The organism is Ammonicoccus luteus, from assembly GCF_050880385.1.
Lineage (GTDB): Bacteria > Actinomycetota > Actinomycetes > Propionibacteriales > Propionibacteriaceae > Enemella.
This window is the reverse complement of the sequence record NZ_JBNZCI010000001.1, coordinates 495,720-517,201: the sequence shown is the minus strand read 5'-3', so window position 1 is coordinate 517,201 and position 21,482 is coordinate 495,720. Positions and strand designations below refer to the sequence as shown.

The 21,482-nt window shown below is 67.1% G+C and carries 20 protein-coding genes; 17 read left to right on the top strand and 3 right to left on the bottom strand.

Annotated elements, in window-relative coordinates; translation table 11 throughout:
• Positions 1-100 precede the first annotated feature (100 nt).
• The 6 genes from yajC to ACQ260_RS02410 all read left to right on the top strand — a co-directional run bounded on the left by yajC (position 101) and on the right by ACQ260_RS02410 (position 7,566).
• Positions 101-523 (top strand): preprotein translocase subunit YajC, encoded by a 423-nt coding sequence (gene yajC / locus ACQ260_RS02435; RefSeq protein WP_432557804.1) that lies wholly within the window; start codon positions 101-103, stop codon positions 521-523.
• A 38-nt stretch (positions 524-561) separates the two neighbouring features.
• Positions 562-2,238, top strand: coding sequence for a protein translocase subunit SecD (secD, locus tag ACQ260_RS02430; RefSeq protein ID WP_432558352.1), 1,677 nt, complete (start codon positions 562-564; stop codon positions 2,236-2,238).
• Positions 2,238-3,488, top strand: coding sequence for a protein translocase subunit SecF (gene secF, locus ACQ260_RS02425; protein WP_432557803.1), 1,251 nt, complete (start codon positions 2,238-2,240; stop codon positions 3,486-3,488). Before secD ends, secF begins: the two co-directional genes overlap by 1 nt.
• A gap of 2 nt (positions 3,489-3,490) precedes the next feature.
• Entirely contained in the window at positions 3,491-4,042 is a 552-nt protein-coding gene (locus ACQ260_RS02420; RefSeq protein ID WP_432557802.1) for an adenine phosphoribosyltransferase, read from the top strand.
• 2 nt (positions 4,043-4,044) lie between these two features.
• The gene (locus ACQ260_RS02415) at positions 4,045-5,169 is read left to right on the top strand and encodes a potassium channel family protein (protein WP_432557801.1); all 1,125 of its coding nucleotides are present in this window, start codon (positions 4,045-4,047) and stop codon (positions 5,167-5,169) included.
• Between the two features lie 162 nt (positions 5,170-5,331).
• Positions 5,332-7,566 carry a RelA/SpoT family protein gene (locus ACQ260_RS02410; protein ID WP_432558351.1) on the top strand — a complete coding sequence of 745 codons (2,235 nt, stop codon included), beginning with the start codon at positions 5,332-5,334 and terminating at the stop codon, positions 7,564-7,566.
• Between the two features lie 60 nt (positions 7,567-7,626).
• On the opposite strand, the gene ACQ260_RS02405 is transcribed toward ACQ260_RS02410, so the two are convergent.
• Complete coding sequence (locus ACQ260_RS02405) at positions 7,627-8,871, bottom strand: DUF349 domain-containing protein (protein WP_432557800.1); 1,245 nt, start codon at positions 8,869-8,871, stop codon at positions 7,627-7,629.
• A gap of 264 nt (positions 8,872-9,135) precedes the next feature.
• Here ACQ260_RS02405 and fabI point away from each other — a divergent pair, with 264 nt between their 5' ends.
• The 5 genes from fabI (at position 9,136) to aspS (ending at position 14,527) form a co-directional block, all read left to right on the top strand.
• A complete protein-coding gene (gene fabI, locus ACQ260_RS02400) occupies positions 9,136-9,909 on the top strand; it encodes an enoyl-ACP reductase FabI (protein ID WP_432557799.1) in 774 nt (257 codons plus the stop codon).
• Positions 9,910-10,025: 116 nt separating this feature from the next.
• Positions 10,026-10,721, top strand: a complete 696-nt coding sequence (locus ACQ260_RS02395) for an MBL fold metallo-hydrolase (RefSeq protein WP_432557798.1) — start codon at positions 10,026-10,028, stop codon at positions 10,719-10,721.
• Entirely contained in the window at positions 10,718-12,040 is a 1,323-nt protein-coding gene (hisS, locus tag ACQ260_RS02390; protein WP_432557797.1) for a histidine--tRNA ligase, read from the top strand. The genes ACQ260_RS02395 and hisS overlap by 4 nt, the downstream gene beginning before the upstream one ends.
• Positions 12,037-12,597: a YcxB family protein gene (locus ACQ260_RS02385; protein WP_432557796.1), complete on the top strand. Its 561-nt coding sequence runs from the start codon at positions 12,037-12,039 to the stop codon at positions 12,595-12,597. The genes hisS and ACQ260_RS02385 overlap by 4 nt, the downstream gene beginning before the upstream one ends.
• A 106-nt stretch (positions 12,598-12,703) precedes the next feature.
• The gene (aspS, locus tag ACQ260_RS02380; protein WP_432557795.1) at positions 12,704-14,527 is read left to right on the top strand and encodes an aspartate--tRNA ligase; all 1,824 of its coding nucleotides are present in this window, start codon (positions 12,704-12,706) and stop codon (positions 14,525-14,527) included.
• A gap of 38 nt (positions 14,528-14,565) precedes the next feature.
• Here the strand turns inward: aspS and ACQ260_RS02375 are convergent, their stop codons facing one another.
• Positions 14,566-15,696: a YdcF family protein gene (locus ACQ260_RS02375; protein ID WP_432557794.1), complete on the bottom strand. Its 1,131-nt coding sequence runs from the start codon at positions 15,694-15,696 to the stop codon at positions 14,566-14,568.
• 125 nt (positions 15,697-15,821) lie between these two features.
• On the opposite strand from ACQ260_RS02375, the gene ACQ260_RS02370 reads away from it, so the two are divergent.
• Positions 15,822-16,220, top strand: coding sequence for a hypothetical protein (locus ACQ260_RS02370; RefSeq protein ID WP_432557793.1), 399 nt, complete (start codon positions 15,822-15,824; stop codon positions 16,218-16,220).
• A gap of 25 nt (positions 16,221-16,245) precedes the next feature.
• On the opposite strand, the gene ACQ260_RS02365 is transcribed toward ACQ260_RS02370, so the two are convergent.
• Positions 16,246-16,776: a YbhB/YbcL family Raf kinase inhibitor-like protein gene (locus ACQ260_RS02365; protein WP_432557792.1), complete on the bottom strand. Its 531-nt coding sequence runs from the start codon at positions 16,774-16,776 to the stop codon at positions 16,246-16,248.
• Between the two features lie 152 nt (positions 16,777-16,928).
• Here ACQ260_RS02365 and ACQ260_RS02360 point away from each other — a divergent pair, with 152 nt between their 5' ends.
• The 5 genes from ACQ260_RS02360 to ACQ260_RS02340 all read left to right on the top strand — a co-directional run bounded on the left by ACQ260_RS02360 (position 16,929) and on the right by ACQ260_RS02340 (position 21,379).
• Entirely contained in the window at positions 16,929-18,410 is a 1,482-nt protein-coding gene (locus ACQ260_RS02360) for a glutamate-cysteine ligase family protein (protein WP_432557791.1), read from the top strand.
• A 28-nt stretch (positions 18,411-18,438) separates the two neighbouring features.
• Positions 18,439-19,821 (top strand): replication-associated recombination protein A, encoded by a 1,383-nt coding sequence (locus tag ACQ260_RS02355; RefSeq protein WP_432557790.1) that lies wholly within the window; start codon positions 18,439-18,441, stop codon positions 19,819-19,821.
• A gap of 91 nt (positions 19,822-19,912) precedes the next feature.
• On the top strand, positions 19,913-20,632 hold the full coding sequence (locus ACQ260_RS02350) for a Type 1 glutamine amidotransferase-like domain-containing protein (RefSeq protein WP_432557789.1): 720 nt from the start codon (positions 19,913-19,915) through the stop codon (positions 20,630-20,632).
• A 94-nt stretch (positions 20,633-20,726) separates the two neighbouring features.
• Positions 20,727-21,110, top strand: a complete 384-nt coding sequence (locus tag ACQ260_RS02345) for a DUF948 domain-containing protein (protein ID WP_432557788.1) — start codon at positions 20,727-20,729, stop codon at positions 21,108-21,110.
• On the top strand, positions 21,110-21,379 hold the full coding sequence (locus ACQ260_RS02340) for a hypothetical protein (protein WP_432557787.1): 270 nt from the start codon (positions 21,110-21,112) through the stop codon (positions 21,377-21,379). Before ACQ260_RS02345 ends, ACQ260_RS02340 begins: the two co-directional genes overlap by 1 nt.
• The last annotated feature ends 103 nt before the right edge of the window (positions 21,380-21,482 follow it).

Here is a 21,482-nt window from a genome sequence, read left to right as displayed (position 1 = left end):
GACACGTTCGCGCCACGGATTGACGCGTTATCCATCGATCGCGTGGGTAGACTCCGGCAGTCAGCCCTTCGCGGGACACGAGCACAGGATTGCGGGACTCATGGACCCAATGACCACCGGCCTATTGATCGCCTTGATGGTGGCCTCGTTCTATTTCCTCATCATTCGTCCGAACCGGAAACGGCAGGCGGAGCAGGCGAAGCTTGCCGACTCGATGACCCCGGGGACGCGGGTGATGCTCAACTCGGGCATCTATGGGACCGTCACCGAGGTCGGCGAACGGCAGGTGAAAGTGGAGGTCGCGCCGGGCCTGCAGATGCTGGTGCTCAAGCAGGCCGTGTTGCAGGTGATCACCCTCGAGTCGCAGTTCGCCGAGGACGCCGTGTTCCTCGACGGGACCGCGGGGGAGGACCACGTGATCGACGATCCGTGGCCGCTGGATGAGCCGTCCGTGGAGGACCCGTGGCCGCTCGAGGAGCGCACCGACGACGATGATCGCCGCGACGAAGGGCAGAAGGGCTGAGCATGCCGAGTCGGTATGGACATCCGCTGCGCACGATCATCATCCTGTTCGTCATCCTCGCGGCGATGTTCGGGGTGATGGCGGCCACCCGCACGTGGACCCCGAAGCTCGGTCTCGACCTGCGCGGCGGCACGACGATCACATTGACCGCCAGCAACACCGCCGGCGGTGGTGCGCCCTCGTCGGAAAGCTTGGAGCAGGCGCGGACCATCATTCAGCAGCGCGTCGACTCGCTCGGTGTGGGCGAGAGCGAGGTGACGACCTCCGGTGACCGCCAAGTGGTCGTGACCGTGCCGAACGTGCAGCAGGACGAACTGGTCCGCATGGTCGGTCAGACAGCGGTTCTGACGTTCCGCGCGGTTTATCACGTGGAGGCCGTGCAGCCACCGTTGCCGGATCCCGGCAGCCCGGAGCCAGGTGCCGGAGAACCGGGCGCAGACGCCACCGTCGCGCCGGGTGAGCAGGCGCCCGGTGAGGAGCAACCTGCTGACGACCCGGCGGCCGACCCCACCGCCGGAGCGAACCGGCCGGCACCGATGCTGCCGACCGCGCCGCCGCCGCCCCGCACTCCGCGTCCCACCGAGCCCGGCCAGGGGCTGCCGCCGGAACAGGCGACCACGTGGCAACCCACCGAGAACGATTTCGTCGACTTCACCGAATACGAGTGCGGCGAAGAGATCCCCGACATCTCCGACCAGCCACTGGTCGCGTGTGATCGGACCGGCACGGAAAAATATCTCCTCGGTCCGGCGATGATCACCGGCGATCGTCTGACCACCGCGTCCGCGGGGGTCCCGCAGAATCAGCTGAACTGGGTCGTCAACCTGGAGTTCGACGGCCAGGGCGCCACGATGTTCGAGCAGGCGACCGGCGCTCTCGCCGCCAATCAGGACCCGCAGAACCGCTTCGCGATCGTCCTCGACGGCCGGGTGATCTCGGCCCCGAGCGTGAGTCAGTCCATCCCGGGCGGTCGCGCGGAGATCTCCGGCTCCTTCAACGAGCGGTCGGCGACCGAACTGTCGAACGTCCTGAAATATGGCGCGCTGCCGCTGGCCTTCGAGGTGTCCGAGGTCTCCAACGTGTCGGCGACCCTCGGTGGTGAGCAGTTGCGGGCCGGCATCATCGCCGGTCTCATCGGTCTCGCGCTGGTGGTCGCCTACGCGATCTTCTATTACCGCGGGCTGTTCCTCGTGGTCGTGCTGTCGCTGGGCGTGGCTGCGGCGTTCACCTATGCGATGACGGTCCTGCTCGGGCAGTCCGTCGGGTTCGCGCTGAACCTGCCCGGCATCGCCGGTGCGATCGTCGCGATCGGCCTGACCGCCGACTCGTTCGTCATCTTCTTCGAACGGATCCGGGACGAGGTCCGGGAGGGCAGATCGCTCCGGTCCGCGGTCGAAGCGGGCTGGGCGAGATCCAAGAACACCATCCTCATCTCGGATGCCGTCACACTCCTGTCGGCCATCGTCCTGTTCATTCTGGCGATGGGTGGCATCAAGGGCTTCGCGTTCATCCTCGGGCTCACCACGCTCCTCGACCTGGCGGTCGTGTTCTTCTTCACCAAGCCGCTCATGTCGCTGCTGGTGCGGACCAAGTTCTTCGGCGACGGCCACAAGCTCTCGGGCCTGGACACCGAGCATCTCGGCGTCCGTACCCTGTCCGGGCGGACCAGTCGCCGCACACCCAAGGTGCCGGTCGCGGCAGGGAAGGAGGCGTGATGTCCGACACGGAACTGAACGAGTCGACCTCGGCGCCGAACAAGGCGGCCTCCGGCAGGAAGAGCATCGCGAACCGGCTCTATACCGGTGACATCTCGCTGAACATCGTCGGGCTGCGCAAGCGGTGGTATGTGATGTCCGGCATCATCATCGCGATCGCTCTGGCGGCGCTGGTGTTCCGCGGGCTGGCGCTCGGCATCGAGTTCTCCGGCGGCGCCGACTTCCAGGCGCCCACCCGCGTCACCACCCAGACGGTCGACGAGATGCGCGCAGCCGTCCAGGGCTCCGGCTTGCCGGACCTCGGCGACACGACCGTCACGACGATGGGCGACAACACGGTCCGCATCCAGACCCGCACCCTGGATCCACAGACCGAGGTTCCGGTGATGCGCGAGGTCATCGCCGAACAGGTCGGCGTCGACCCCGACCAAGTGGCGTACAGCCTGATCGGCGCCTCCTGGGGCAAGCAGATCACCCAGCAGGGCCTGATCGCGCTCGGGGTGTTCCTCGTCCTCGTCATGCTCCTCATCTGGGTCTATTTCCGAGACCTGAAGATGTCGATCGCAGCGATTGTGGCGCTGTTGCACGACTTGGTGCTCACGATCGGGATCTATGCCCTGATCGGCTTCACCTTCACCCCGGCGACGCTCATCGGCATGCTGACGATCCTCGGCTATTCGCTCTATGACACGGTCGTGGTGTTCGACAAGGTCCGGGAGAACGTGCGCGGCCTGCACGATCAACGCCGTTCCACCTATGCCGCGCTGGCCAACAAGGCCGTCAACCAAGTCCTCATCCGGTCGATCAACACCACCATCATCGGCGTGCTGCCCGTGGCGGCCCTGCTGGTCGCAGGCTGGCTCTATCTCGGCACGGGACCACTCAAGGACCTCGGCCTTGTCCTGTTCGTCGGCATGATCGCGGGTGCCTATTCGTCAGTGCTGATCGCCACGCCGCTGCTCGTCGACATGAAGATGCGCGAACCGGAGATCCGGGAACACACCGAGGCGGTCGAGCGCGGCACCTCGGGGGTCGCAACGCGGAGGTCGGGTCGCCGGGAACCGGTCGAGGTCCCCACCGATCCGGTCGAGGACAGCGTGGTGGAGCCCGCGGACGACGACGCGAGCGACGACCTGGAGACGGAGCCCGCTGCACCGAGGATCACCACCAGCACGGCACAACAGTGGCCGACCATTCCCGCTGATCGGCAGCAACCACGTCGCCAGACCCGGAGCGAACGGAAGAAATAGTGATGCCGGTCGCCCGTTCCACACCGCAGGAGACGCTGTCCGCGCTGATCGCCGACGTCCCTGACTTCCCCCGACCGGGGGTCGTCTTCAAGGACATCACGCCGCTCCTGGCCGACCCCGATGGATTTCGGATGGCCGTCGACGGACTGGTCGAACTGGCGCCGCCGAACATCGACATCGTGGTGGGCATGGAGGCCCGCGGGTTCATCATGGGGGCTCCGGTCGCGCATGCGCTGGGGGTCGGGTTCGTGCCCGTGCGGAAACCGGGCAAGTTGCCCAGGCCGACTCTGTCGGCCACGTTCGCGCTGGAATACGGCACCGATGAGCTCCTGATGCACGCGGATGCCCTCGGTCGGGGCATGCGGGTCCTGATCGTCGACGATGTGCTGGCCACCGGGGGAACGGTCGCGGCCACGGCCGAACTCGTGCGATCCCTCGATGCGGACCTTGCCGGGGTGGCGGTGCTGCTCGAGCTCGGGTTCCTCGGCGCACGTGCCCGCCTGCTGGAAGCCGGCCTAGACCGGATCGACGCGTTGCTCACGGTCGAGAGCTGACCATGGCCGGCATCATCCCGGACCCGAGTGGCGGGCTGAATCCGCGCCAGATCAGCCTGGTGTCGTTGCCCAATCGCGGCACGACACCCGCTCGGGAACTTTTGTTGCGGGGGCTGTTCGGCCTGGCCCTGCTGACCATCATCACGTTGGTGGTGTGGGTCGACCGCGGCTCCTACAGTGACAACGTCAACCAGGACGGCATCAACTTCGTCGACGCGCTCTATTACGCGACCGTCACCATGACCACGACCGGCTACGGCGACATCACGCCGGTCAGCACGCACGCCAGGATCATCAATGCGCTCGTGATCACCCCCTTGCGCATCATCTTCCTGGTCCTGTTGGTCGGCACCACCCTTGAGGTCCTCGCCACCGAGGGGCGCCGCGTGCTCATCGACGCCCGCTGGAGGAAACGCATGCGCAACCACATCGTCGTCGTCGGCTACGGCACCAAGGGCCGGACCGCGGTGTCCACCTTGGCCCGCCACGGCCGGGACACCTCCAAGGTCGTCGTGATCGACGCCCGCCCGAGCGCCATCGTCGATGCGAACCTCGACGGGGTCGCCGCGATCGAGGGTGACGCGACCCGGCGCGAGATCCTGCGCCGCGCGGAGATAACCAAGGCCCGCGAGGTCATCATCACCTTGGACCGGGACGACTCGACGATCCTCGTGACACTCACCGCCCGCCAGCTCAACCCGCGCGCCCACATCGTCGTCGCTGTCCGCGAGGAACAGAACGTCTCCCTGCTGCGCCAGTCCGGCGCCGACTCCGTCGTCACGTCGTCGGACATGGTCGGGCGCCTGTTGGGGATGTCCGCGGTCAGTCCCAACATCGGCACGATGCTGGAGGACCTGTTGACCTCCGGTGAAGGACTCGAGCTCAGCGAACGCCAGGTCCGGTCGGAGGAGGTCGGCCGCAGCCCGGGGGACATCACCGAGGAACGCGTGATCGCCGTCGTGCGCAACAAGACGCTCCGCCGCTATTTCGACCCCACCGTGGCCAACCTCGAGCTCGGCGACGAACTCGTGGTGGTTCGCCGGAGCACGGCCGCGGACGGCCGACCGACCCGGGACCGGGAGATTCCGGTGCGGTATGACCGGGGTGGCGCCCTCGACGACGACTGAGGATGAAGCCGGGCGGTGGCACGCACGGCGTACTCTCGTGACTAAACTGTTTGATTGCGTGACAGGAGGTGCGGACGGGTGAACGACTCGCAGGATCTCGGCGCGGTCACAGCGACGCCCAAAGTCCCGGACCGGCTGTCGAGCGGGCCCGAGCAGCCGCGCATGTCCATGCGCCACCGGCTCGCGAGGTTCGGACGACCCTCCCAGGCTTCCGTGTTGGATCCGCTGTTCAAGGTGGTGCGGAGCAACCATCCCAAGGCTGACACGGCGGTCGTCGAACGGGCCTATCGGACCGCCGAGCATTATCACCGTGGACAGTTGCGCAAGAGCGGCGATCCCTACATCACCCACCCTCTGGCCGTCGCGACCATCCTGGCCGAACTCGGTCTGACGGAGTCGACGCTGTGTGCGGCGCTGCTGCACGACACGGTGGAGGACACGTCCTACACGATCGAGCAGCTCACGGCCGACTTCGGTGACGAGGTCGCGCGCCTGGTCGACGGGGTGACCAAGCTGGACAAGGTCACCTACGGCGATTCCACCCAGGCCGAGACGATCCGCAAGATGGTCGTCGCGATGGCGCGCGATATCCGCGTGCTGGTCATCAAACTTGCCGATCGCCTGCACAACATGCGCACGCTCCACTTCCTGCGCCCTGACAAGCAGACACGGATCGCCAACGAGACGATCGACATCTTCGCCCCGCTGGCGCACCGGCTCGGCATGAACGCGGTCAAATGGGAGCTCGAGGACCTCGCCTTCGCGGTGCTCCACCCCAAGATCTATGCCGAGATCGTGCAACTGGTCGCCGAACGGGCGCCCCAGCGCGAGAAACTGCTCGCCCAGGTGACGGAGACGGTCACCGGCGACCTCAAGGACGCGCGCATCAAGGCGACCGTGCACGGCCGTCCGAAGCACTACTACTCGATCTATCAGAAAATGGTCGTCCGCGGCCGCGACTTCGCCGACATCTACGACCTCGTCGGGCTGCGGATCCTGGTGGACACACCACGGGACTGCTACGCCGCGCTCGGCGTGATGCACGTGCGGTGGAATCCCCTCCCGGGGCGCTTCAAGGACTACATCGCGGTTCCGAAGTTCAACATGTACCAATCGCTCCACACCACCGTCATCGGTCCGTCCGGCAAACCGGTCGAACTGCAGATCCGCACCCACGACATGCACCGTCGCGCGGAGTACGGTGTCGCAGCGCACTGGAAATACAAGGAAAGCCCCACCAAGACGGCCGCGGACAAGGTCGTCAACCCCGATGGCTCGGAGCTGACCTGGGTGCGCTCCCTCACCGAATGGCAGCGGGAGGCTGCCGACCCGGGCGAGTTCCTCGAGGGCCTGCGCTACGAGATCAGTTCTGCCGAGGTCTATGTCTATACACCCAGGGGCGAGGTGATCACGCTGCCCGGCGGGTCCACTCCGGTCGACTTTGCCTATGCGATCCACACCGAAGTCGGACAGCACTGCATCGGGGCCCGCGTGAACGGGCGCCTCGTGCCGTTGGAGTCGACCCTCGTCAACGGCGACGTGGTCGACATCATGACCTCCAAGGCCGAGGGCGCCGGCCCGAGCCGGGACTGGCTCGAGTTCGTCAAGAGCCCCAAGGCCCGCAACAAGATCCGGCAATATTTCTCCCGCGAACAGCGGGAGGCCACCGTCGACAGCGGCCGAGAAATGCTCGCGAAGCAGGTCCGCAAGGCCGGCTTGGCACTGCAGCGAATCATCACGCTGGAGAACGTGACCGCGGTCGCCCATCACTACCGGCTGGCCGATGTCACGGCGCTGTACGCAGCGATCGGCCGGCACCAGATCTCCGCCCAAGCCGCGGTCCAGCGGTTGATCCGCGTCGCCGGCGGCAGCGACGAAACCGCCGAGGAGGTCTCCGAGGGCGCCTCGCTGACCACGCAGCGACGTCGGGGCAACCGCACGTCCGTCAACGGCACGGGCGTCGCGGTCCACGGGGACACCGACCTGTGGGTCAAGCTGGCCCGGTGCTGCACCCCGGTGCCCGGCGACGAGATCATGGGGTTCATCACCCGCGGCCAGGGTGTTTCCGTGCATCGCACGGACTGCACCAACGCGGACAGCCTGCGCGCCTCACCGGAACGGCTGGTCGAGGTGTCGTGGGCGCCCACCGCCGAGAGCTCTTTCCTGGTGGCGGTGCAGATCGAGGGCTTGGATCGGACCGGTCTGCTGCACGACATCACCCGCGCGGTGTCGGAACATCACGTGAGCATCGTGTCGGCAACGATGACGACCGACAAGCAGCGCGTGTTCAAGACGCGGATGACCTTCGAGACACCCGATCCCAAACACCTGGAGGCGCTGCTGCAGGCGGTGCGGCGGGTGCCCGGAGTGTTCGACGTTTATCGGGTCAAGCAATAGGCGGGCGAAAAAGACCGTGGGGCCACCCCGAGAGGCGGCCCCACAGCTCTTCAGGACCGATCAGCCGGTGAAGTCCTGGACCGCCTTCTCGGCCTGCTCCAACCAGCTGCGATACGTCGCTGCGGCCTCGCGGTGCTCCTTGGCCTTCCGCTCGTCACCACGCGCCTCGGCTTTGGCGGCCTTCTGCTCGAGTTGGTCGATCTGGGTCTGCAACTTGTTGGCCGTGTCGGAGGCGCGCTGACGGGCTTCCGGATTGGTCCGGCGCCACTGCTCCTCCTCGGCGTTGCGAATCGCCTGCTCGAGCGCCCGCACCCGGTTGTCGATCGGGCGAATGGCATCCCGCGGGACCTTCCCGATCTCGGCGAACTTGTCGAGGAACGCGCGGAAGGCCTGCTTCGAGACGTTCAGGTCCTTGATCGGCAGGACGGTCTGCTCGGCCTCCGCCAGGAGCGCCTCCTTGGCCTCCTGATTGCCGCGGAACTCGGCGTCCTGCTCGCTGAGGGCGGCGCTGCGGGCGGCGAAGAATTGGTCCTGGAGCCCGCGGAAGGTCTGCCAGAGCTGCTCGTCGACATCGCGCGGGGCGGGGCCGGCAGCCTTCCACCGTTGCATGAGGTCGCGGAACGCGCCGGCCGTGGGTCCCCAGTCGGTCGACCCGGCGATCGCTTCCGCCTCGGTGATGATCTCCTGCTTGACGCGCTTGGCCTGGTCGCGCTTTTCGGCCTGCTGCGCGAACTGGGCCTTGCGGCGCCGGGTATAGGTCGTGCGCGCACTGGAGAATCGGTGCCAGAGCGCGTCATCGGTCTGCCGATCGATGCGGGGGAGAGCCTTCCAGCTCTCGAGGAGAGCCCGGAACCGGTTGACGCCGCCGCGCCAGTCATTGCCCGCGGCGAGAGCCTCCGCCTCGGCCACCATCTGCTCCTTGGTCGCACGGGTCTGCTCGTTCTGCTGGGCGCGCTGCGCCTTGCGCGCCTCGGCCTGCTCGGAGATCGCCCCCGTCAGGGAGTCCAGTCGATCGGCGAGGCTCTGGAGATCACCGACCGCATTGGCCTCGATGATCTGGGTCTTGTGCGTGTTGACGGCCTTGCGGGCCTCTTCGGGTGACATCGTGCCGGCCCTGACCCGGGCAGCCAGCAGGTCGACCTCGACCTGCAGACTCTCGTAGCGCCTGACGAAGAACGCCAGCGCTTCCTCGGGGGAGACATCCGGGACCTGCCCGACGGAACGCTCTCCATCGGCGGTGCGGACATAGACGGTTCCGTCCTCGGCGACCCGGCCGAAGGCGGCGGGACCTGCAGTGTCACTCATGCTGCCTATCTTGCCCCATCGAGACCGGACAATCGCACACTGCGGACCCCCGAAACCCCGGGAGACCAGAAAGGCACTCCGCCCTCCGGCGTCGTCGGTGCCGGGATCTCGGTCGATTGTCCCGCTATCCGACACGAGTGTTAGCTGAGGACGCGATTCTCGCTAACGTCTGGATTCGCATGACGACAGCAGGATTCGCTGCTGGCGTGGAGTTTCGGGCACGACGAGGTGTCACGGACACAAACGTGGAGGGAGTGCCCCAATATGTCCGCCTCGATGATGGATCTGTCCGGCAAGAAGGGCCTGATCGTCGGCCTCGCCAACGAAAGGAGCCTTGCCTATGGCGTGGCGAGGACCGCTCGTGCCTTGGGCGCCGACCTGGTCACGACCTGTCTCAACGACAAGGCTCGCAAGTATGTCCAGCCGCTCACCGATGACCTCGGTGTCACCCTGCTCAACCTGAACGTCGAGGAGGAGGGCGCCCTCGAAGCCGTCGTGGACCAGGCCGTCGCGGAACTCGGTCAGCTCGACTTCGTCGTCCACTCGATCGCCTGGGCCCCGCTCGCCGATCTCCACGGCCGCATCGTCGACAGTTCCCCGGAAGGGTTCGCGAGGGCCATGACCGTGTCGTGCCACTCGTTCGCCGAACTCGGCCGTCTCTGCGCCCCGCACATGCCCGACGGGGGCAGCATGCTGACCATGACCTACATCGGGTCCGAGCAGGCCATCCCCAACTACGGGATCATGGGCCCGATCAAGGCCGCCCTCGAGGCCACTGTGCGCTATATGGCGCTGGAACTCGGCACGCAGGGCATTCGCGTGCATGCGGTGTCCTCCGGCCCGGTCCGCACCCGCGCTGCCTCCGGTCTGTCGGACTTCGACGGGCTGCTCCATCTGGCCGAGAGCAAGTCCCCGATGAAGCGACTCGTCAGCCTGGACGAGGTCGCCGGCCTCTCGGCGTTCCTGTGCACGGACGCTGCCAGCGGGATGACCGGACAGACGTTGTTCGTCGACGCCGGTTATCACATCGCTGCCTGACCGTTTCCCTCGAACGCCCGTCGGGCGGGCCGGGTCAGCCCTCGGCCCGCGCGGCGGGTCACTGCGTCCTGAATGACGCCCGTGGCTGTCCGCCGGGAGGACTAGACTCACCCGTTGTGTTGATCGCCTCCTTTCCCGCCGGCCCCCTGCAGACCAACTGCTATGTCGTCGCCCGTGAACCGGGCGCCGAGTGCGTCATCATCGATCCCGGCATGACCGCTGGCGGCTCGGTCGACAAAATCGTCACCGAACACGACCTGGCGCCCGTCGCCGTCCTGCTCACCCACGGCCATATCGATCACGTGTTCGCCGTCCACGAGATCACCCAGCGCTACGGGATCCCCGTCTATATCCACGACGCGGACCGGCACATGCTGTCGCTGCCCTTCGACCGGCTCGGCATGTCGGAGCTCATCCAGCTGTGCCGCGGCTACAGCGGCGGAGCTGATGGCCTCACCGAACCGCAGGACGTCCGCAGTCTGCCCGCGAGCGGCACTCATGCGTACGCCGGCATTGACTTCACCCACCGCCATGCGCCGGGACACACGCCCGGCTGCACCTTGTTGGAGATCCCTTTCGATGCCGCCGGGCCGCAGATCGACCGCGTGGTCTTCTCCGGCGATGTGCTGTTCGCGGGCAGCATCGGACGCACCGATTTACCCGGTGGCGATCCTGCGCAGATGGTGCGTACGCTGCGGGACGTCATCCTCGACCTGCCCGACACCGCCGCCGTGCTGTCGGGCCACGGGGGACAGACGACCATCGGGCGCGAGCGCGCCACCAACCCCTATCTCCAGGAGAACATGCTGTGAGCCGTCCCAAGCCGATCTCCGGTTATCCGGAATTCCTGCCCGCCGGGAGGATTATCGAGCAGCGCGCGCTGGACATCCTGCGCTCGTCGTTCGAATTGCACGGCTTCGGCTCCATCGAGACCCGCGTGGTCGAGCCGCTCGACGTCCTCGCCCGCAAGGGGGAGATCGACAAGGAGATCTTCGCTGTTCGTCGGCTGCATGCCGAGGGCGACAGCGCGGACGAGATGGGGCTGCACTTCGACCTCACGGTGCCAGCCGCGCGTTATGTGCTGGAGAACTCGGGCCACCTCGCGTTCCCCTTCCGTCGCTATCAGATCCAGAAGGTCTGGCGCGGTGAGCGTCCCCAGGAAGGGCGTTATCGCGAGTTCTGCCAGGCCGACATCGACATCATCGGGTCCGAGACGCTGGCCGCGCACCACGATGTGGAGATCCCGCTGGTGGCGCTCGAGGCCTTCGAGCGGCTGCACACCGAGCTCGGGATTCCACCGGTCCTGATGCACGTCAACAACCGCAAACTGTCCCAGGGCTTCTATGAGGGACTCGGGATCGAGGACACGGCGGCGGTGCTGCAGCGCGTCGACAAGTTCGACAAGATCGGCCCCGACGCGGTGGTCGAGCTGCTCGTGACGGACCTCGGCCTGCCGGAGGCGGTCGCTCGCCAATGTGTGGCGCTCGCCGACATCCAGGCCGCGGACGCGTCGTTCGTCGACCGGGTGCGGGACTTGGGCGTACGCTCCGACCTCCTGGACCAGGGCCTCGACGAACTCGCCACCTTGGTGACCACCGCCGCCTCCGCAGTTCCGGGTCGGATCGTCGCCGACCTGAAGATCGCCCGGGGGCTCGACTACTACACGGGCACGGTCTATGAGACCGAGCTGGTCGGCTTCGAGAAGATGGGGTCGGTCGCCTCCGGGGGCCGCTATGACTCGCTCGCCTCCGATGGGAAGACCACCTATCCGGGTGTCGGCTATTCGTTCGGGGTGACCCGGATCCTCGTGCCGCTCGTCACCAAGGGCAAGCTCACCGTGAGCCGTTCGGTGCCGACCTGCGTCCTTGTTGCCGTCGATGCGGAGGAGACCCGCGCCGAGGCGATAGAGACCGCCCAGCAGCTGCGGGCACGGGGGATCGCGACCGAGGTCGCGCCGAAGGCGGACCGGTTCGGCAAGCAGATCAAGTACGCAGACCGCCGAGGCATTCCGTTCGTCTGGTTCTCCTCCGGTGAGGTGAAAGACATCCGCAGCGGCGAGCAGGTCGCCGCCGACGCCGCCACCTGGTTGCCGCCGACCGAGGACCTCACGCCGGTCGTGGGGCCTGCATGATCACCGAGGACGGACGGCTGGACTATCGGGTCGAGGTGCCGCCGAAGCGCGGCTGGCTCCATCGCCTGCGCCACGTCGTCAATCCCGTCGTCGGGATCGGCTGCGGGCTCGCGCTCGGGGCGGCGCTGTTCCTGATTGCGGTGCAGGTGTTGTTCGGGGTGCGCCCGAGTCTGCTCGCGGTGCTCCTCGCGGTGGCCGCGGTGGTGCTGTATGGACTGGCGCTGCTGCGCGCCCGCGCCGAGGCGCAGGCGCAGAAGGTGCAGCGGGTCGTCCTCGACTCCGACGGCGTGAGCGTGGACCGCGACCGGTTTGCCTGGTCCCGGTTCACCCGGTGGCTGGAGGACGAGAACGATTTCGTCCTGGCCTCCGGCGGGGTGCGGGGTCGGCTCCTCGTGGTGTTGCCGAAAGCAGGCATCGACGTGGACGAACAGGACCTGCTTCGTGAGGTCCTCCACGCCCGCATCGACCCTGACGACGAGCCGCTAGAGGGCGCGTTCGTCGAGATGGACTGGGACGAGGAGCCCGCGCGGCCGCAGCGCCCGCGCTCGGCCGGATGACGCCCCCTGCGGTCGTGTTCGCCGACGCTGAACTGATCGGCTAGGTTTCGTTCGGGCCCGCACCGTCTATGCGGGCCACACACAAGGGAACAGAAGGGAATCGCCCGTGATCCGCACGCATGCTGCCGGCACACTGCGCACCGAAGACATCGGCCAGACCGTCACCCTCGCCGGGTGGGTGGCCAAGCGACGGGACCATGGAGGCGTGGCCTTCCTGGACCTGCGCGACGCCTCGGGCGTCTGTCAGGTGGTCGTCCGGGACGAATATCTGGAGTCCGCCGGCATCCACGATCTCCGCAACGAGTTCTGCGTGAAGGTCACCGGCGTCGTCGAGGCCCGGGATGAGGAGAACGTCAACCCGAACCTGCCCACCGGTGGGGTCGAGATCGTGATCCGTGACCTCGAGGTCCTCAACCCGTCCGCGCCCCTGCCGTTCCAGATCGACGAACGGATCAACGTCGGCGAGGAGGCGCGGCTGCGCTATCGCTATCTCGATCTGCGCCGCAAGGCGGCCGGCGACGTGATCCGCCTGCGGTCGAAGGTCAACGCCGCAGCCCGCAAGGTGCTGGGCGAGCGGGATTTCGTCGAGATCGAAACTCCGACGCTCACCAAGTCCACCCCCGAAGGGGCGCGCGACTTCCTGGTGCCCGCGCGGCTGAGCCCCGGGAACTGGTACGCCCTGCCGCAGTCCCCGCAGCTGTTCAAGCAGCTGCTGATGGTGGGCGGCATGGAGCGGTACTACCAGATCGCCCGCTGCTATCGTGACGAGGACTTCCGCGCCGACCGCCAGCCCGAGTTCACCCAGCTCGACATCGAGATGAGCTTCGTCGACCAGGACGACGTCATCGAGCTCGGCGAGGAGATCGTCAGGGAAATCTGGCAGCTCAAGGACGTGGAGCTCACCACCCCGTTCCCGCGGATCAGCTATCGCGATGCCATGGACAGCTATGGCTCCGACAAGCCGGACCTGCGGTTCGACAACAAGCTCGTCGAGGTGACCGAGTTCTTCGCGGACACCCCGTTCCGGGTGTTCCAGAACGAATACGTCGGAGCCGTCGTCATGCCGGGCGGCGCGGCACAGCCGCGGCGCACCTTCGACGCCTGGCAGGAGTGGGCCCGTCAGCGCGGCGCCAAGGGCTTGGCCTATGTCACGGTCGCCGAGGACGGCGAACTCGGTGGCCCGGTCGCCAAGAACATCTCCGAGACCGAGCGCGCCGGACTCGCCGACCAGGTGGGGGCGAAGCCCGGCGACTGCATCTTTTTCGCCGCCGGCAAGCGCAAGCCGTCGCAGGAACTGCTCGGCGCCGCCCGCGTCGAGATCGCGAAGCGCACCGACATGATTCCCGAGGACGCGTGGTCCTTCCTGTGGGTCGTGGACGCGCCCTTGTTCGAGCCGACCTCCGACGCCGTCGCCGCCGGTGACGTCGCGGTTGGCGGTGGCGCGTGGACCGCGGTCCACCACGCGTTCACCTCACCGAAGCCGGAGTCCGTCGACACGTTCGACACCGATCCCGGCAGTGCGCTCGCGTACGCCTATGACATGGTCTGCAACGGCAACGAGATCGGCGGCGGCTCGATCCGTATCCACCGCCGGGACGTCCAGGAGCGCGTGTTCAAGGTGATGGGTATCTCCGACGAGGAGGCCCAGGAGAAGTTCGGCTTCCTCCTCGACGCGTTCTCGTTCGGCGCCCCGCCCCACGGCGGCATCGCGTTCGGCTGGGACCGCATCGTGTCCCTGCTCGCCGGCACCGAGTCGATCCGGGACACGATCGCCTTCCCGAAGTCCGGCGGCGGGTTCGATCCGCTGACCCAGGCGCCCGCGCCGATCACCCCGCAGCAGCGCAAGGAGGCCGGGGTGGACTTCAAACCCGAGCCCAAGAAGGACGAGGCGAAGCAGGACGAGTCGAAGCAGGGCGACGCGAAGGCGTAATCCCGGCGTCCGGGACTCCGCAGCCGGCAGAGCCGGCTCTAGAGGAGTGCCAGGAGGAGCAGGAACAACGGCAGCGGGAGCGCGATGAGTGCGAGCAGCACGACGTGGCGTTTCCGTTGCCGGTTCAGCACGGCGACGAACTCTCGCAGGACTGCGCTGGGCCAGAAATAGCGCGCTGTGCGCGCCCCGACGGCGTGGGCGGGAAGCCCTAGCTCCCGCGCGTACGTCGCCGCCCGCAGCGCGTGATAATCACTCGTCACGATCAGCATCGAGGCATCGACCGGGGGCGCGAACCACGGAAGTCCGGGCTTGGTCGCCGTGCCGGCGCGGGCTTCCAGCGCGTCTGTGGGCGGTCTGTGCTGCGCGACCGACAGTGCGGCCGGTGAGTCGTCCCGCCCTGCGATGAGCGCACGGGTGAACCGCAAATTTTCCAGGGTCGTGCGGGAGCGGTCCTCGACCAGCAGGTGTTCCGCGGGTACGCCGCGGGCGAGTGCATAGTCGGCCATCGCGCGCGCCTCCGGCACGTGCTCGTCGGGTCCCTGGCCGCCGGAGAGGACGAGGAGCGGCTCGCGCCCGGCAGCCCGAATGCGTCGATAATGCTCGATGCCGGCATCCACCCGGCCGGCCAGCAGCGGACCGACGGTCCGTCCGTCCTTGAGGCCCGAGCCCAGGACGATCACGTGGGAGGCCGGCACGCGGCGGGCGATCTGGGCATAGGCCCAGGCATAGCCCACGAAACAGGTGAACTCGAACCCGAGATAACCCAGCGCAAGGACCGCGGCCAGCGCCAGCGGCGTAAGCGGTGTGTTCGGGTTCACGAGGACGATCAGGCTGGCCGCCATGACGGCCGCGATGCCGAGGCCGGCGATGAGGGACAGCAGATTGGCGAGCGACCGGCTCTCCCGACGCACCATCGTCAGGCCGTTGAAGATGAGGAAAACCACGAGCACGACGACCGACAAGGGAGCGAGCACCAGACCGACGAAGCCACCGACGAGGATCAGCGCAGCGAGACCCGGAACTGAGAGGGCGGTGATCAGGACGAGAAGTGCCGAGAGGCCGATGAGGTACGCATTCCCCAGCCAGCGCGCATCCCGGCGCACCGCCACGACGGTCAGGGTCACCACAACGGCACAGAGAACGAGGCTGATCACGAACACGTGCTTCATTCTCCCCCGACTGCGCGCCGGCAGCGAGCCAGATCCCGCCCGCCGGGCCCTGACCGTGCCCGGGGCCCTCCCTGATCTGGACGAATCGGCCGACCGTGCCCCCGGACGTCAGTTAGCGTCGAGGTGTGTTCGGACTCTTCAAGAAAAAGCAGGCCGGAACAGATCCGGCTCAGCCCCCGCCGCCGGAACAGGTCATCGACGTCAACAGCGGCGAGGATTTCAGCGACCTGACCACGGTGGAGCTTTGTGATCAGGCAGCCATCGACGGGCGGATCGAGCCGTTTCTCATCATCGGCGAGCAGTTCGGCGGCGAGGACGCCGGGCCGAACCTCATTCTCGGCCCGCGGGGCGCGGCCGCCGCCAAGGCTCGCATCGATGAGGAAATCGTGGCCGCGATCCAAGCGGGCAATGAGGTCAACCTCGAGGCGAGCCTGCAGTATGCCGATGGACCGTCCCGCGTCCCGCAGTCCGTGCGCTTCGATCTGGGCTCTTTGGGCGTCCGTGTCCTCAAGCTCTGGGGTTGAGGACGTCTGCGCTGCTATCTCAAACTCAGTGTCCGAACGTCGGCGCGATCCAGCCTCGGCCGATGGAGTGGAAGAAGAGATTGAACCCGAGCAACGCCGGCGTGCCGTCCGCCTCCACGTCCAGCTTCTCGACGTCAACGGCGTGGACCATGAAGAAATAGCGGTGGTCGCCGTGACCGTTGGGCGGCGCAGCACCGAGATAGCCGGGGAAGCCGGCGTCGTTCTTCAGAGTGATGGCGCCGTCCGGCACACCTGGATTGTCGGGGTCGCCGGCGTTCGTGGGCAGGGATGTGACGTCGGCGGGGATGTTGAGCACGGCCCAGTGCCACCAACCCGACTGCGTGGGGGCATCGGGGTCATAGCAAGTCACCGCGAAGGACTTGGTGCCCTCGGGGAAGCCGGACCACGACAGTTGAGGTGACACGTCCTGACCGCCCGGCACCTGCATCTTTCCCGAGCGCTGGGCTTCCGGGAGTTGCTGGCCATCGGCGACGTCGGTGCTCGACACGTCGAACCGGGGGACGTCGTTCAGCTTGGCCAGGGGGGAGTTCTCCATGATCGGCTCCTTCGCTTCGTTGCTCTCGATCTCATGAACAGTCTAGGAACTCAGTCCGCTTGCAGGAGCACCACCCGCACAGTGCCGGTCCCCTCTAGGCTGGCCTGCAGCAGAGTCGCAGTCACGACACACGGGCAGACAGGGAGCCGGTCTTGGGCAAGGAAGTCAGCACCGCGCGCTATACCCGAGAACAACGGCGCGAGTTCCGCACGAAGGTGCGCCGCGGACTGGACGTTTTCGAGTTGATGCTCGCCCATCATCCGTTCGAGTCCGAACGCCCGATGACCGGCCTCGAGATCGAGCTCAACCTGATCACCAACGAGGGTGAACCGAGCTTCGGCAATGCCGAGGTGCTGGCGGCGCTCGAGGATCCGGACTATCAAACGGAGCTCGCGCGCTACAACATCGAGCTGAACAGCCCGCCCAGGGTGCTGGGCGGTGACTCCGCGCTGCGCCGCGAGGAAGAGTTGCGTGCGTCGTTGAATCGGGCGGAGCAGATCGCCAAGCAGACGGGGTCGCACATCTGCTGCATCGGCATTTTGCCCACACTGCAGCCCGAGCATTTCAACGGTGAGTGGATCTCTGACGACCGGCGTTACACCGCCCTGAACGATTCGATCTTCAACGCCCGCGGGGAGGACATCGAGCTCGACATCGAGGGGCCGACCGGCGAGCGGTTGCGGATGTGGGCCGACTCGATCGCGCCGGAGTCGGCGTGCACATCTGTGCAGCTCCATCTGCAGGTGTCGCCGGGGGAGTTCGCGGCGTACTGGAATGCCGCCCAGGCCGTCAGCGGTCCCCAGCTCGGCGTGGGCGCGAACTCACCATTTCTCTTCGGGAAACGACTGCACGCCGAAACACGGATCGAGTTGTTCAAGCAGGCGACGGATACGCGGCCGGTCGAGCTGCGCAATCAGGGTGTCCGCCCCCGTGTGTTCTTCGGCGAACGCTGGGTGACCTCGATCTTCGACCTGTTCGAGGAGAACACCCGTTATTTTCCCAGCCTGTTGGCCGAGGTGAGCGACGAGGACCCGCAGGCGGTGCTGGAATCGGGTCGCACCCCGCAGTTGGCGGAGATGTGCCTGCACAACGGCACGATCTATCGGTGGAACCGGCCGATCTACGACGTGGTCGACGGGCAGCCGCACCTGCGGGTGGAGAACCGGGTGCTGCCGGCGGGGCCCACGATCATTGACACGATGGCGAATGCGGCCTTCTACTACGGGTTGGTGCGCACGCTCGCGACCAGTGACCGGCCGGTCTGGTCCAGGTTGAGCTTCTCGGCGGCCGCGCAGAACTTCTCCAACTGCGCGAGGGACGGGCTGGAGGCCTCGGTCTATTGGCCGGGTTTCGGCGAACTCAGTGTCGACGAGTTGGTGCTGCGTCACCTGTTGCCGCGGGCGGCCGCAGGCCTGGAGTCCTGGGGCGTCTCGCAGAACGTGATCGATCGCTATCTGACGATCATCGAGCAGCGCTGTTTGCTCGGCCGCAACGGGGCGAGTTGGCAGATCGACACCGTGACGAGATTCGAGCAGGCGGGGATGGCGCGCGAGGAGGCTCTGCAGCGCATGCTGACGCGCTATGTCGAGGGCATGCACAGCAACGAGCCGGTGCACACGTGGTCCCTGCCGTGAAGCGTCCCGAGAGCCCGGGGCGGCGGCGATGACCGAGGACCTTTTCGGCAACCTCGAGGAACCCGCGTCCCGCGCGGAGCCGGTGGGGGCGGGGGGGAGCCTTTCGCACACCGATCACGCCGGTGCACCGCTGGCCGTTCGTCTCCGACCCCGGACGATCGAGGAGATCGTCGGTCAGCAACATCTGCTGGCCCCCGGGTCGCCGCTGCGCAGGCTGGCGTCCGGTCAGACGGCCATGTCGGTGTTCCTGTGGGGACCGCCCGGGGTGGGGAAGACCACGATTGCGGCGGTGGTGTCCCAGACCAACGACGCGCGGTTCGTGGAGATCTCGGCGGTCACGGCGGGAGTGAAAGAGGTGCGCGCAGTTCTCGACCAGGCGCGTCGTGATCTCGCCCGCGGCACCCGCACGGTGCTGTTCGTCGACGAGGTCCACCGCTTCTCGAAATCCCAGCAGGATGTCCTGCTGCCCGCGGTCGAGAATCGGATCGTGACTCTCATCGCGGCGACGACGGAAAACCCGAGCTTCTCCGTGATCTCACCCCTGCTGTCGCGTTCGCTGCTGTTGACGCTCCAGCCCTTGTCGACCGAGGACATCGACGCCCTGATCGACCGGGCGCTGACCGACGAGCGGGGTCTGCGGACAGCGGCGGGGGAGGCGTACACGCTGACCGACGACGCCCGCGACGCGCTCCGACGGATGGCGGGCGGGGACGCGCGGCGGGTGCTGACCTATCTCGAGGAGGCCGCCGCCGGCGCGGCTGCCCGCGACACGACCCGCATCGAGCTGGGCACGGTGGAGCAGGCGGTGGACCGCGCCGCGGTGCGCTATGACGCGGACGGCGATCAGCACTATGACGTCATCAGCGCGTTCATCAAGTCCATGCGGGGCTCCGATGTCGACGCTTCGCTGCACTATCTGGCTCGGATGATCGAGGCCGGAGAGGACCCGCGTTTCATCGCACGGCGACTGGTGATCCTGGCCTCCGAGGACATCGGGCTCGCGGATTCGTCGGTGCTGCAGACCTGTGTGGCGGCGGCCCAGTCCGTCCAACTGATCGGGATGCCCGAGGCGCGGATCAACCTGGCCCACGCGACCGTGGCGTGCGCGATGGCACCGAAGTCGAATGCGGCGTACATGGGTCTCAACAAGGCCACCGCCGATATCAAGGCCGGCCGGATCGGACAGGTCCCGCTGCATCTTCGGGACGCGCACTATCCCGGTGCGAAAGCACTTGGCCACGGCAAGGGTTACCTCTATGCGCATGACGCGGAGCACGGGGTCGCGGCGCAGCAGTACCTGCCGGACGAACTGGCCGACGCGCGGTATTACGAGCCCACCCCGCACGGCGCGGAGGCGGGGCTGCAGCAACGCCTTGAGGCGCTGCGCAGACTGCTGGGTCGGGAATCGTGACCGACCGGCGCGGTGACCTTCACCACGCGGACCGGGTGGATCTGGGGGTTTCGGCCCTGCGGATCGGGCACGGTCTGCGAAGATGTCGCCCATGACGACTCACATCGTGGCCATGGGAGGCGGCGGTTTTTCGATGTCGGCGAACGGGGCAGTGACGCCCCTCGATCGCTACATCGTCGGCCTCAGCGACGCGAGGACCCCCCACGTCTGTTTTGTCCCGACCGCCTCCGCCGATGATCCGCGCTATATCAACCAGTTCCTGACCGCCTATGCGCCGATGGGGATCCGGACCAGCGTGCTGACCCTGTGGGAGAACGCGCGCGAGTCGATCAAGCGCGCGATGGGCGAGGCGGATGTGCTTCTGGTCGGTGGTGGTTCGACAGTCAACCTGGTCGCGCTGTGGGAGGCGCACGGCTTGACTCATGCGATCCGCGATCGGATGAAGGACCGGGACACGGTGCTCGCCGGCATCTCCGCCGGCGCCAACGTCTGGTTCGAGGCGTGCTCGACCGACTCGTTCGGACCGACCCTGCAGCCGTGGCATGGGGGGATGGGCCTCATCAAGGGCTCGTTCTGCCCGCATTTCGATGGTGAGGAGCAGCGGGCCCCGGACTTCGCGAACTGGGTGGCGGAAGGCCGTCTCCCGGATGGTTATGGCGCGGACGACGGTGCCGCCGTGCACGTCACGTCCCAGGGTCGCATGCGCTTCGTCGCCGAGAACCGGACTGCCCGGGTCCACCGCGTCTATGGCAGTTTCACCCCGACGACGTCCGGCGTGATCGTGGAGCCGTTGAAAACCAAACTGATCTGACATCCGGCGTGGCGACGGAGAGCGTGCGCGATGGCGTGGACTCCGGTGCGGTGGACTACAGTGGCCCGGCAACCCATCGAGGTAAGGGACTGACATGTCTGCTGGCGAAGTCGCCGGTCTGATCGCCGCGGGCGCTCTCCTGCTCCTGGTGCTGCTGTGTGCGGTGCCGTTGTTGAAGCTGGGCGGAGTGCTGGGGGAAATGCGGCGGCAGGTGCGGGACCTCGGCGCGGAGTCGGTGCCCATCCTGACCGAACTGAAGGGCACGGTCAGCGCGACCAACGTGGAGCTGGAGAAGTTGGCGGTCGTGACCGAGGACGCCGCGCGGGTGAGTGCCCACGCCGCTGACGTGGCGCGGAACGCGGCCGAGTTCTCGTCGTTGTTCAAGGAGACTGTCGGGGTGCCGTTGCTGAAGTTGTCAGCGGTTGGTTATGGAGTACGCCGGGCCATCGGTCCCGGGCCCAAGCGGAGGAAGGCCTGATGAAGGCAGCGGTGTGGTTCGGCCTCGGCGCCGTGACAGGTGGCTATGTCGTGCTCAAGGGACGGCAGAAGGCGCGGGCGTTGGCCGATCAGACCAGCCCCGCGCAGATCGGGCGTACGCTCGGCCGCGCCATCGGCCAGCGCAAGGTGCGGGTCAGCGAGGACCTCGCAGACTTCCTGCACAACGTCGCTGACGGAGCACGCCAGCGCGAGGACGAGTTGCGCACGCAGCTGCTGATGCCGGCGGATCATCCCTCCACGAGGCCCTGAGCCGTTGAGCACGGGCTGGCACTGTCGGTCCAGCGTCCTAGACTGGGCAGTCGGACCAGCGTCGGGGAATATTCTCGACCGGTCCACGTTGTCCTGAGGGTGG